This window comes from Pseudomonas putida S13.1.2 (assembly GCF_000498395.2).
Classification (GTDB): Bacteria; Pseudomonadota; Gammaproteobacteria; order Pseudomonadales; family Pseudomonadaceae; genus Aquipseudomonas; species Aquipseudomonas putida_Q.
In genome coordinates this window covers 3,041,755-3,054,054 of the sequence record NZ_CP010979.1, presented here as the reverse complement: position 1 = coordinate 3,054,054, position 12,300 = coordinate 3,041,755, and the positions used below count along the sequence as shown (strand labels likewise).

Annotated in this window: 12 protein-coding genes; 6 read left to right on the top strand and 6 right to left on the bottom strand. The window is 65.7% G+C overall.

Features of this window, described 5'->3' with window-relative positions; all coding sequences use genetic code 11:
• Positions 1-83: 83 nt before the first annotated feature.
• From N805_RS13610 to zapE, 5 genes are all read left to right on the top strand, one after another.
• Positions 84-1,163 (top strand): polyamine ABC transporter substrate-binding protein, encoded by a 1,080-nt coding sequence (locus N805_RS13610; RefSeq protein WP_028614070.1) that lies wholly within the window; start codon positions 84-86, stop codon positions 1,161-1,163.
• Between the two features lie 25 nt (positions 1,164-1,188).
• Complete coding sequence (speB, locus tag N805_RS13605) at positions 1,189-2,154, top strand: agmatinase (RefSeq protein WP_028614069.1); 966 nt, start codon at positions 1,189-1,191, stop codon at positions 2,152-2,154.
• A 203-nt stretch (positions 2,155-2,357) separates the two neighbouring features.
• Entirely contained in the window at positions 2,358-2,675 is a 318-nt protein-coding gene (locus tag N805_RS13600) for a hypothetical protein (protein WP_028614068.1), read from the top strand.
• A gap of 22 nt (positions 2,676-2,697) precedes the next feature.
• A complete protein-coding gene (locus N805_RS13595) occupies positions 2,698-3,843 on the top strand; it encodes a PQQ-dependent sugar dehydrogenase (RefSeq protein WP_028614067.1) in 1,146 nt (381 codons plus the stop codon).
• A 146-nt stretch (positions 3,844-3,989) separates the two neighbouring features.
• Positions 3,990-5,096 carry a cell division protein ZapE gene (zapE, locus tag N805_RS13590; RefSeq protein ID WP_028614066.1) on the top strand — a complete coding sequence of 369 codons (1,107 nt, stop codon included), beginning with the start codon at positions 3,990-3,992 and terminating at the stop codon, positions 5,094-5,096.
• A gap of 80 nt (positions 5,097-5,176) precedes the next feature.
• On the opposite strand, the gene N805_RS13585 is transcribed toward zapE, so the two are convergent.
• The 6 genes from N805_RS13585 to yegQ all read right to left on the bottom strand — a co-directional run bounded on the left by N805_RS13585 (position 5,177) and on the right by yegQ (position 11,099).
• Complete coding sequence (locus N805_RS13585) at positions 5,177-6,175, bottom strand: alpha/beta fold hydrolase (protein WP_028614065.1); 999 nt, start codon at positions 6,173-6,175, stop codon at positions 5,177-5,179.
• Between the two features lie 75 nt (positions 6,176-6,250).
• Entirely contained in the window at positions 6,251-6,688 is a 438-nt protein-coding gene (locus tag N805_RS13580; RefSeq protein WP_028614064.1) for a YqaA family protein, read from the bottom strand.
• On the bottom strand, positions 6,688-7,116 hold the full coding sequence (locus N805_RS13575) for a DUF411 domain-containing protein (protein ID WP_028614063.1): 429 nt from the start codon (positions 7,114-7,116) through the stop codon (positions 6,688-6,690). The genes N805_RS13580 and N805_RS13575 overlap by 1 nt, the downstream gene beginning before the upstream one ends.
• 14 nt (positions 7,117-7,130) lie before the next feature.
• The gene (locus N805_RS13570) at positions 7,131-7,994 is read right to left on the bottom strand and encodes a copper resistance protein B (RefSeq protein ID WP_028614062.1); all 864 of its coding nucleotides are present in this window, start codon (positions 7,992-7,994) and stop codon (positions 7,131-7,133) included.
• Positions 7,987-9,684 carry a copper resistance system multicopper oxidase gene (locus N805_RS13565; RefSeq protein ID WP_419198333.1) on the bottom strand — a complete coding sequence of 566 codons (1,698 nt, stop codon included), beginning with the start codon at positions 9,682-9,684 and terminating at the stop codon, positions 7,987-7,989. The genes N805_RS13570 and N805_RS13565 overlap by 8 nt, the downstream gene beginning before the upstream one ends.
• A gap of 80 nt (positions 9,685-9,764) precedes the next feature.
• Positions 9,765-11,099 carry a tRNA 5-hydroxyuridine modification protein YegQ gene (gene yegQ / locus N805_RS13560; protein ID WP_028614060.1) on the bottom strand — a complete coding sequence of 445 codons (1,335 nt, stop codon included), beginning with the start codon at positions 11,097-11,099 and terminating at the stop codon, positions 9,765-9,767.
• 133 nt (positions 11,100-11,232) lie between these two features.
• Between yegQ and N805_RS13555 the strand changes: the two genes are divergently transcribed.
• Positions 11,233-12,297, top strand: a complete 1,065-nt coding sequence (locus N805_RS13555; RefSeq protein WP_028614059.1) for an AI-2E family transporter — start codon at positions 11,233-11,235, stop codon at positions 12,295-12,297.
• Positions 12,298-12,300: the final 3 nt, after the last annotated feature.

Below are 12,300 nucleotides of genomic sequence, written 5' to 3'. Positions count from 1 at the left end.
GTCAGCTTTGCAAAGTTGTCATTCCTGCAATGTAACCCGGCTGGCATGCTCGCGGCATCCACCCATTTGCCGAGGTGTCCGTCATGCGTCGATCGTTGTGCCTGTTGTCCCTGGTCCTGGCCCTGCCGCTGCAGGCCGAAGAAAAGGTCGTCAACCTCTACAGCTGGGCGGACTACGTCGCCCCGCAAACCCTCCAGCGCTTCGAACAGGAAACCGGCTACAAGGTGCGCTACGACACCTTCGACACCACCGAAGTGCTGGAGACCAAGCTGCTCACCGGTGGCAGTGGTTACGATGTGGTGGTGCCATCGTCGACCGTGCTGGCCCGGGCGCTCAAGGCCAATGCCCTGCAAGCGCTCGACCCCCAGGCCATGCCCGGCTACAGCAACCTCGACAAGGACCTGCTGGCCAAGCTGGCCGAGGCCGACCCCGGCAACCGCCATGCCGTGCCGTACACCTGGGGTACGCTGGGCCTTGGGGTGAATGTGCAGGCCGTGCGCCAGCGCCTGGGCGACGTGCCGCTGGACAGCCTCGACCTGCTGTTCAAGCCCGAATACGCCAGCCGGTTGAAGGACTGTGGCATCGCCATGCCCGATTCGCCGCAGGAGGTGATCGGCGTGGCCCTGAACTACCTGGGCAAGGACCCGTACAGCCAGGACAAGGATGACCTGGCCGCCGCGCAGCAGCTGCTGAGCCAGCTGCAACCCTCGATCAGCTACGTCGCCAATGGCCGGCAGATCAGCGACCTGGCCAACGGTAGCGTGTGCCTGGCGCTGACCTACAACGGCGATGCCGCGATGGCGGCCGACCAGGCCCGCCGCGCCGGCAAGCCGTTCGAGCTGATCTACCGCATCCCGCGTGAAGGCACGCTGGTGTGGCAGGACAACCTGGTCATCCCCAAGGACGCCCCGCACCCCGAGGCCGCGCGGGCGTTCATCGCATTCATGCTCAAGCCCGAGTCGGTGGCTGCGCTGACCAACACATTGTTCTTCGCCAACGCCAACCAGGCTGCCACACCGTTGGTGGACGAGGCGGTGCGCAACGACCCGGACATCTATCCGCCTGCCGAAGTGCGTCAGCGCCTGTTCGCCGACCGCAGCATGGCCCTGGCCGACCTGCGCCAGCGCAACCGCCTGTGGACGGCCTTCCGCAGCCGCCAGTGACTGATAACAACCAAGGAGCCCGACCGTGGAGCAAGCCGCAAGCAACGACCAGGCGATGACCCGCGACAGCCTGTATGGCACTGCCGCAGAAAGTACCTACGCCGGCATTACCAGTTTCTCCCGCCGCCGCTACAGCCGCGATTTGCGCGGTGTGGATGTGGTGGTCAGTGGAGTGCCGTTCGATACCGCCACCAGCAACCGCCCAGGGGCGCGTTTCGGCCCACGGGCGATTCGCGCCGCCTCGGTGCAACAGGCCTGGGCCCGGCACTGGCCGTGGGCGTTCGACCCGTTCGACCACCTGGCCGTGATCGACTATGGCGACTGCGCTTTCGACAATGGCACGCCGCAGTCGGTGCCAGACAGTATCGAGGCCCATGCCGCGCATATCCTTGAAGCAGGCTGCGCCATGCTTACCCTGGGCGGCGACCACTTCATCAGCTACCCGCTGCTCAAGGCCCACGCCCGCCGGCATGGCCCGCTGGCGCTGATCCACTTCGATGCCCACAGCGACACCTGGCCGGACCAGGAGGGCAAGCGTATCGACCATGGCACCATGTTCTGGCATGCCGCCCGTGAGGGCTTGGTGGACCCTGCCTGCTCGGTGCAGATCGGCCTGCGCACCACCAATGACGACAGCCAGGGCTTTGCCATCGTTGACGCCCGCCAAGTGCACCGTCAGGGCACCGAGGCGGTGATTGCGGCGATTCGCCAGCGCGTGGGCGAGCGGCCGGTGTACCTGACCTTCGATATCGACTGCCTCGACCCGGCCTATGCGCCTGGCACCGGTACCCCGGTGTGTGGCGGGTTGAGCACGGTGCAGGCGCTGGAAATTCTGGGCGGGCTGCGCGGTATCAACTTGGTGGGCATGGACCTGGTGGAGGTGGCACCGGCATATGACCATGCCGACATCACGGCGCTGGCGGGGGCGACTTTGGCGATGGAGATGCTGTGCCTGTATGCGGCGCGGCACAAGGTAGACAAGGGCCAGTGATCCGGGGCCGCTTTGCGGCCCATTCGCAGCACAAGGCTGCTCCTACAGGGCCTTGCGTCGCAATGGACTGCAAAGCAGCCCCACGAGCACATACTGAAACATCAGGAATCATCTCCGCCCAAATTCACACTTTTGTCTCGAACCCCTCGCGCCTTAGGCTATCAAACCCACCAGGCGCGGCATTTTCGTACAGGAGGTGAAGCATGAACCCGACATTGCCCATCCTGGCCCTTGGCCTGGCCTTGTGGCTGCCTGGGCACGCTGCCCCGCAACAGCCTTTGCAGCTTGCCGCTGGCAACAACAACCCCTACAACAGCCCGATCCAGCGCGCCAACCCCAACAGCCGTCAGGGCAGCATGCCGGCAACGCCCCCGGTGCGCGGCCCGTCCACCGACCCGTACCAGCGCACGCCCAGCCTGGACAACCGCGGCATCGGCAACGGCGACAACCTGCGTCGGCAGCAACAAACCCCAAACCTGGAACCGACCCGGCCGCCCCGCGACAGCACGCGTGCGCCGTGAGCCCATACGAAAGGAATCCTGCATGCCCAGAGCAACCTGGCTAGCCACCCTGACTGCCGCTGCACTCATGCCCCTGCTGGCGCAGGCGGCGGCAGAGCAACAGTTTCGCAGCGAAGAAGGCACGTTGACCGTCAGCACCCTGGCGGACGGCTTGCGCAACCCTTGGGCCCTGGCGTTTCTGCCGGGCGGCAAGGACATGCTGGTAACCGAGCGCGCTGGCAACCTGCGGGTGGTCAACGCTGAAGGCAAGGTCGGCCCGCCGATCAGTGGCGTGCCCAAGGTGTGGGCCGAGGGCCAGGGCGGCCTGCTGGATGTGGTGCTGTCGCCGGCGTTCGACAAGGACCGTACCGTGTACCTGTCCTTCGCAGAGGAGGGCAGTGACGGCAAGGCCGGCACCGCCGTCGGCCGTGGCCAGTTGTCCGAAGACCGCGCCCGGCTGGATAACTTCAGCGTGATCTTCCGCCAGCAACCCAAGCTGTCGGTGGGCAACCACTTCGGCTCGCGCCTGGTATTTGACCGCGACGGCTACCTGTTCATCGCCTTGGGCGAGAACAACCAGCGCCCCACGGCCCAGGACCTGGACAAGCTGCAAGGCAAGATCGTGCGCATCTTGCCCGATGGCGAAGTGCCCAAGGACAACCCCTTCGTCGGCAAGGACAACGTGCGGCCGGAGATCTGGTCGTTCGGCCACCGCAACCAGCAAGGTGCCGCGCTCAACCCCTGGACCGGCAAGCTGTGGACCCACGAACACGGCCCGCGCGGTGGTGACGAAATCAACATCCCCGAGCCCGGCAAGAACTACGGCTGGCCGGTTGCGACCCATGGCATCAACTACTCGCTGCTGCCGATTCCCGAGGCCAAGGGCAAGCATGTGGACGGCATGGTCGACCCGCACCATGTGTGGGAGAAGTCGCCGGGCATCAGCGGCATGGCGTTCTACGACAGCCCGACATTCAAGGCCTGGGACCACAACCTGTTCATTGGTGCGTTGGCGACGCAGGAGCTGATCCGCTTGCAGCTGAAGGGCGACAAGGTGGTGCATGAGGAACGATTGCTGGGTGACTTGAAGGCGCGTATCCGCGATGTACGGGTTGGGCCGGATGGCTACATCTATGTGCTGACCGATGACAAGGACGGCGCATTGCTGAAGGTAGGCCTGGCCGACTGACGCGGTCCCTGTAGGAGCGGCCTTGCGTCGCGATGGGCCGCGCAGCGGCCCCAAGATTTCAGCATTGCTGCATAGATTGTTGGGGCCGCTCTGCGGCCCATCGCGACGCAAGGCCGCTCCTACAGGCACCTGTGTAGAATGCGGCCATGGCCATCACTCCCCAATCCCTTTACCAGCAAGCCCTGAGCACTCAGGGTTACGCTGACGACCCTGCCCAGGCCAGCGCCGTGGATGCCTTGCAGGCCTGCTTCCTGGCTGTCGAGCAGCGCCGCCCCACCCAGGGCATCTACCTCTGGGGCCCGGTCGGGCGGGGCAAGACCTGGCTGATGGACCAGTTCCACCGCTGCCTATGCATACCCAGTCGGCGTCAGCACTTCCATCACTTCATGGCCTGGGTCCACCAGCGCCTGTTCCAGCTCAATGGCACCGCCGACCCGCTGCTGGCGTTGGCCCGGGAGCTGGCCGGGCAGATCCGCGTGCTGTGCTTCGACGAACTGTTCGTCAACGACATTGGCGACGCCATTATCCTCGGTCGCCTGTTCCAGGTGCTGTTCGATCAGGGCGTGGTGGTAGTCGCCACCTCCAACCAGCCACCCGAACAGCTCTACCGCGATGGCTTCAACCGCGAGCGGTTCCTGCCGGCCATCGCCGCGATCCAGCGGCACATGCAGGTACTGCCGGTGGCAGGCGAGCAGGACCACCGGCTGCACCCGGGCGTCGAACGGCAGCGCTACTGGGTCGCGCAAGCAGGGCAGGTCAGCCCGCTGGGCGAGGTGCTCCGCCAGCTAAGCCCGGACACTGCAGGCAACGTTCAGCCCTTGGCTATTGGCTCCAGGCAGGTGCAGGTTGTGCGGCGCAGTGAGCAGGCTATCTGGTGCCGCTTTACCGACCTGTGCGAACAACCGCTGGCAGCCATGGAGTTCATGGCGCTTTGCGACCGTTTTCCGGCCATCCTGGTGTCGGGTATTCCGGCGCTGGGCGGTAAGCAGCAGGCCGGTCGCATTGCCCGTGGCACTGAAGATGGTGCGGCGCGGGTGGTGGCAGGCGACCGCGAACTGCCGGCGCTGTCGCCCAAGGACGATGCGGTACGCCGCTTTATCGCCCTGGTCGATGAGTGCTACGACCGCCGTGTGGCACTGTACCTCGAGGCCGAGGTGCCGCTGGAAGAGCTGTATACGCAGGGGTATCTGGCATTCCCGTACCAGCGGACCTTGAGCCGGTTGCGGGAGATGCAACTACAGCGGTTTGGCTGAAGAGTGCTGGGGGCCGCTTTGCGGCCCATCGCGACGCAAGGCCGCTCCCACAGGTGCTGAGCAGGTCTCGGGCCCCCGCTTCACTTGGCCAGCCACTCGACCAGTGTGCGGTTGAACCGCACGGGTTCTTCGATCTGCGGCGCATGCCCCATGCCTTCGAAGGTGATCAGTTCACCTTTGGGGATCAGCTTGGCCACCTGCGGGCCAAGCACTTCATACTTGCCCAGCTTCGCCTTTACCTCCGGCGGTGCGATATCGCTGCCAATGGCCGTGGTGTCCTTGTCGCCGATCAGCAGCAAGGTCGGCATTTGCAGGTCCTTGAACTCGTGGTACACCGGTTGGGTGAAAATCATGTCGTAGATCAGCGCCGAGTTCCACGCCACCGCTTCATGCCCCGGCCCCTTGTTCAGGCCCGCCAGCATCTGTACCCAGCGCTCGTACTCCGGCTTCCAGCGCCCGGCGTAGTAGGTCTTGCGCTCATACTCGCGCACCCCCTCGGCATCCAGCTTGAGCTCGCGGGCATACCACTGGTCCACCGTACGATAGGGCACGCCCAGGGCTTTCCAGTCTTCCAGGCCAATCGGGTTGACCATGGCCAGGCGTTCCACCTGCTGCGGGTACATCAGCGCATAGCGGGTGGCGAGCATGCCGCCCGTGGAATGCCCTAGCACGATGGCTTGCCTGATACCCAGCTGTTCGAGCAAGGCATGGGTGTTGCCCGCCAACTGCTGGAAGCTGTACTGGTAATGCGCGGGCTTGCTGGAAGTGCAGAAGCCGACCTGGTCGGGGGCGATGACCCGGTAACCGGCCTTGCTCAGCGCGTCGATGGTGGTTTCCCAGGTGGCGGCGCAGAAGTTCTTGCCGTGCATCAGCACCACGCTGTGGCCGTTGGCCTGGCCTTGTGCGGGGACGTCCATGTAGCCCATCTGCAGGGCCTGACCCTGGGACTTGAAGTCAAAGTGCTTGAGCGGGTGCGGGTAGCTGAAGCCTTCGAGCTGGGGGCCGTAGGTAGGTGGCTCGGCGGCGATGGCCGGGCTGCCGACAAGGCAGGCCAGGGCCAGGGCGGTTGCGCGCAGCATGGGGGCACTCCGTGTAGGGCCGTGTAGGAATAGGCGACTTTAGCAGCCAGGCGTGCGACGGGAACGTGAAAGGTGTTACCAGGCGTGAAACCAGCCCAGGGTAATCATCACCAGCACTGCATAGCGGCCTGCCTTGGCAATTGTCACCAGCAGCAGGAAGTGCCAGAACGGCTCGCGCATGATGCCCGCGATCAAGGTCAGCGGGTCGCCGACCACCGGCATCCAGCTGAGCAGCAACGACCACTGCCCCCAGCGCTGGTAACGCTGCTGCGCGCGCTCCAGCTGGGCAGCGCTGAACGGGAACCAGCGCTTGCCGCGCAGGTGCTCGACGGCGCGGCCCAGCAGCCAGTTCACGACCGAACCCAGCACATTGCCCAGGGTGGCCACCAGCAGCAGGGTTGCCCAGGCCTCGGGCTGGCGCAGCAAAAGGCCGACCAGCACGGCCTCCGATTGCAGCGGCAGCAAGGTGGCGGCGCCAAAGGCGCTGAGGAACAGCGCCCACAGGCTGAGCATCAGTAGTTGGCTACAACGGTGTCCTGGCCATCCTGGGTGACGCCGATGACCTGGTAGGCATCCTTGTGGTCGCCCATTTCCATGCCGGGCGAGCCCATGGGCATGCCCGGCACGGCCAGGCCCTTGAGGTCGCTGCGCTTGGCCAGCAGGCGCACTTGCTCGGCCGGCACATGGCCTTCGACGAACTTGCCGTCGATCACCCCGGTGTGGCATGAGGCCAGGCGCGGCGCCACGCCCAAGCGCTGCTTGACCGCGCTCATGTTCGGCTCGACGTGGTCGTTGACGGCGAAACCGTTGTCACGCAGGTGGCTGATCCAGGCCTTGCAGCAGCCGCAGTTGGGGTCGCGGTAGACGTCGATGGTCTCGGCGGCCTGGGCCAGGCCGGTGATGGCCAGCAGGCCCAGGGGCAGTAGGTGTTTGCGCAGCATGGTGGAGCACTCCTTTAGAAACGCAGGCGGACACCGGCAACCAGGCGGGTCTGGCCCAGGTCTTCGCCGTCTTCGCGGGCCTGGTCGGCACGCTTGCCGTGCAGGCGGTTGAAACTGACCCCGACATAGGGGGCGAAGCCACGGGTGATCTCGTAGCGCAGGCGCAGGCCCACCTCGCTGTCGGCCAGCCCTGCGCCTTGCTCGCGCCTGGCGTCGTTGCGGCCGTAGAGGTTGGCTTCCAGGTTAGGTTCCAGTATCCAGCGGTTGGTCAGCAGCATAGCGTAAGCAGCTTCCACGCGCAGCGCGGTCTGTTGCCGCTCGCCGGCGTAGACGGTGGCTTGCAGCTCCAGGCCATACAGCGGCGTGCCTTGAATGCCGAAGCCGGCCCAGGTCTGGCCGGTGGCGGGCTTGAAGTCCTGGCGCACGCCGGCCACCAGCTCCCACCACGGGCTCACGGCATGGCCCCACAGCGCCTGCAGTTCAGCCTTGTGCGTCTTGCCCTGCTCGCGCTCGCCTTCCGTGCGCAGCCACAGGCGGTCGATATCGCCGCCGACCCAGGCCGTGGCGTTCCAGTTCAGGGCACTGCTGCTCTCGAAGTTCTGGTATTCGAGCTTGTCGACGATCACGGCCCCGTTCAGCGCCCGGTCGTGTACCTGGTGCCCTGGCAGTGGCGGGAAGGCGGCGCGGCGGTCGGCGTCGGTGATTGCAGGCAGGGGCGTGCGCGGCGGGCTGGGCGTAGCCGGGCCATGGCCCATGCTTTCATGGTTCATCTGGCCATGGTTCATGTGCTCCATGCCAGCGGCCAGCACACGTTCACTGGCGAACAGCGTCAGCAGGGCCACGCCTGCCACGACGCTGCGGTTGCGGGTGTCATTCATCGACGCGTACCTCGCGGAACATGCCGGTCTCCATGTGATAGAGCAGGTGGCAGTGGTAGGCCCAGCGGCCAAGGGCGTCGGCAGTCACCCGGTAGGAGCGTCGGCTGCCGGGCGGGATGTCGACGGTGTGCTTGCGCACCAGAAACTGGCCGTGCTCGTCTTCCAGGTCGCTCCACATGCCGTGCAGGTGAATGGGGTGGGTCATCATGGTGTCGTTGACCAAGGTGATGCGCACCCGCTCGCCGTAGGTCAGGCGCAACGGCTCGGCATCGCTGAACTTGACGCCGTCGAACGACCAGGCGAAACGCTCCATGTGGCCGGTCAGGTGCAGCTCGATGTCGCGCGATGGCGCGCGGCCGTCCGGGTCGGGGTAGGGGCTGCGCAGGTCGGCGTAGGTCAGCACGCGGCGGCCATTGTTGCGCAGGCCTATGCCGGGGTCGGCCAGGTTGGCGCGCGGTGCCATGGTCTGCATGTCCACCAGCGGGTTGCCGGTTTCGCTGGCCGGGTGTTGCTGCATGGCCGGCATGGCAGCGTGGTCCATGCCGGCCATGTTGCTGTGGTCCATGCCCGCCATGGCGCCCATGCCGCCGTGCCCCATGTCGTCCATGCTCAGCACCGGGCGCGGGTCGGGCGCAGGTACCGGGGCCTGCAGCCCGGCGGCGCGGGCCAGGGTGCCGCGGGCGAAGCCGGTACGGTCCATGCTCTGGGCAAACAGGGTGTAGGCCGGTTGGTCGCCCACGGTCACCAGCACGTCATAGGTTTCGGCCACGGCAATGCGCAGCTCATCCACGGTCACCGGCTTCACCGGCAAGCCGTCGGCGGCGATCACCGTCAGCTTCAGCCCGGGGATACGGAAATCGAAATAGGTCATGGCCGAGGCGTTGATCAGCCGCAGACGCACGGTTTCGCCCGGCTGGCCCAGGCAGGTGAAGTTGCCCTCCGGCGGCTGGCCGTTGAGCAGGTAGGTGTAGGTGGCGGCGCTGATATCGGCGAGGTCGGTAGGGCTCATGCGCATGCGCGCCCAGGCCGTGCGCTCGGCGACGGTGGGGCTCCAGCCGTTGTCGGCCACGTCGTCGATGAAGTCGCCGACCGTGCGCTTGTGGTAGTTGTACGCGTCGGACTGTTTCTTCAGGGTGGCCATCAGCTGTTCCGGCGCGTGGTCCGACCAGTCGCTGAACAGCAGCACGTGGTCGCGCTGGTAGCGATGCGGTTCGGGTTCGCGTGGCTCGATCACGATGGCCCCGTACACCCCGGCCTGTTCCTGCAGCCCAGAGTGGCTGTGGTACCAGTAGGTACCGCTCTGGCGCAGGGTGAACTGGTACAGGTAGTCGCCGCCGGGTTCGATGCCGGCGAAGCTCAGGCCTGGTACGCCGTCCATGTTGGCGGGCAGGAGGATGCCGTGCCAGTGGATCGAGGTGTCCTGGGCCAGGCGGTTGCGCACGCGCAGGGTCACGGTATCGCCTTCGCGCCAGCGCAGCAACGGGCCTGGCAGGCTGTTGTTGAGGGTGAGTGCGGTGCGCGGGCGGCCGGTGATATTGACCGGGGTCTGGCCGATGAACAGCTCGAAGTGCTGGCCGGCCAGGTCCTGGCCTTCGGCGGCCTGGGCCAGCGGGCGCCACAGCCCCAGGCCCGCCAGTGTGCTGGCGGCGCCCAGGCCTTTGACAAAGGTACGGCGGGTGGGGTTGCGCAACATGGCGTGGCCTCTGTGGGGGAGCCACGATGTTGGCTGAAGGCGCCTGTCAGGCAGCTGAGGCGCACATTACAGCATTGTCAGCTTGCCACCTCGTCGCCGCGCAGGTCGCGCATCAGCAGGGCGTGGTCCAGTGCGACCTGTTCCGGGATGGGCAGGTACACCACATGGCCGTCGCCTGGCGCCACGTCGATGGCCTGCTGCTGGCGGTTGCACAGGCGGTGCAGGTCGAAGTGGTAGTTGCCACGCGGGGTCATCAGCTCCAGGTGGTCACCCACGGCAAAGCGGTTCTTCACCTTGACCTCGGCCAGGCCTTCGACCCGCACGCCGGTCAGTTCACCGACGAACTGCTGGCGCTCCGAGACCGAGTTGCCGCGTTGGTAGTTCTGGTATTCATCGTGCACGTGGCGGCGCAGGAAGCCTTCGGTGTAGCCGCGTTGCGCGAGGGATTCGAGGTTGCCCATCAAGGCGCGGTCGAACGGCCGCCCGGCCACGGCGTCGTCGATCGCCTGGCGGTACGACTGTACGGCGCGGGCGCAATAGAAGTGCGACTTGGTGCGGCCTTCGATCTTCAGCGAATGCACGCCCATGCCGGCCAGGCGCTCGACGTGCTGGATGGCGCGCAGGTCCTTGGCGTTCATGATGTAGGTGCCGTGTTCATCTTCGAACGCCGGCATTTCGGTGCCTGGGCGGTTGCTTTCCTGCAGCAGGAAAACCTGCTCGGTAGGGGCGCCCAGGCCAAGGGTGGGCTGCACTTCGCGCACGATATCGCCGGTGGCGTTCTCGGTGGCCGGCGTGGCGTTGTACTTCCAGCGGCAGGCGTTGGTGCAGCTACCCTGGTTGGCGTCACGCTTGTTGAGGTAGCCCGACAGCAGGCAACGGCCGGAATAGGCCATGCACAGCGCGCCGTGGACGAACACCTCCAGCTCCATGCCCGGTACCTGCTGGCGGATTTCCTCGATCTCTTCCAGGGACAGCTCGCGCGACAGGATTACCCGGCTCAGGCCCAACTGCTGCCAGAACTGCACGCTGGCCCAGTTGACCGTGTTGGCCTGCACCGACAAGTGCACCGGCATCTGCGGGAAGTGCTGGCGTACCAGCATGATCAGGCCGGGGTCGGACATGATCAGCGCGTCCGGCGCCATGTCGATGACCGGTGCCAGGTCCTTGAGAAAGGTCTTGAGCTTGGCGTTGTGCGGGGCGATGTTGACCACTACGTAGAAGCGCTTGCCCAGGGCATGCGCCTCCTGGATGCCCAGCGCCAGGTTGGCGTGGTCGAATTCGTTGTTGCGCACCCGCAGGCTGTAGCGCGGCTGGCCGGCGTAGACCGCGTCGGCGCCGTAGGCAAAGGCGTAGCGCATGGTCTTGAGGGTGCCGGCGGGGGCCAGCAGTTCGGGCTTGGCGGTAGGGTTCATGTGCGCACCGGGGCAAAAAGGCCGGGATGCTAGGGGCGATGGACAAGGCGCGTATTGATTTGCGTCAAGTGAGCGCGGCACTTTTGCCCGAGTGCCATGCACTAATCTCTCACAAGCCAAGAGAGGAACTGCAATGAACGAAACCGCGTTACAGAACAAAGCCCTGGCAGTACTCCTGGCGCTGGTGACCATTGCCTTCTTCTGGATCCTGTTGCCGTATTACGGCGCAATCTTCTGGGCGGTGATCCTCGGCATCCTGTTCGCCCCGCTGCAGCGCCACCTGCTGATCCGCTTCGGGCGGCGACGCAACCTGGCCGCGGCCACGACCACGCTGGTGTGCCTGCTGGTGGCGATCCTGCCGGTGATCATCACCAGCGCGCTGCTGGTCCAGGAGGGCGCCACGCTGTACCAGCGCATCGAAAGCGGGCAACTGGACATTGCCGGTTACGTCGAGCACGGCAAGGACCTGCTCCCGCCATTCGCCCAGCATGGCCTGGACAACATGGGCATGGGCAACCTCGACGGGTTGCGTGACAAGATCACCAAGTGGGCAACCCAAGGTAGCCAGGTATTGGCCAGCCAGGCGTTCAGCTTTGGTCAAGGCACGTTCGAGTTCGTGGTCAGCTTTGGCATCATGATGTACCTGCTGTTCTTCTTTCTGCGCGACGGCCCGGAAGTGGCCCGCCGGGTGAGGCAGGCCGTACCGCTGCCCGAGCACCAGAAGCGCCGTTTGCAGCTGAAGTTCAACCGTGTGGTGCGGGCGACGGTGAAAGGCAACGTATTGGTGGCCATTACCCAAGGGGCGCTGGGCGGGTTCATTTTCTGGGTGCTGGATATCCCCAGCGCACTGGTGTGGGCGGTGCTGATGGCGTTTCTGTCGCTACTGCCGGCGGTGGGTGCGGGCATCGTCTGGGCGCCGGTGGCCGCGTATTTCCTGCTGACCGGGGCGATACTGCCGGGGATTATCCTGACCGCGTTCGGGGTGCTGGTGATTGGCCTGGTGGATAACGTGCTGCGGCCGATTCTGGTGGGCAAGGATACGCGCATGCCGGACTACCTGATCCTGGTGTCGACGCTGGGTGGGCTGGCAGTATTCGGGCTCAACGGCTTTGTGATCGGGCCATTGATCGCGGCGCTGTTCGTGTCCAGCTGGGCGATCTTTGCGGCGACCAAGCCGCAGGTGCAATTGCCACAGTAGGGG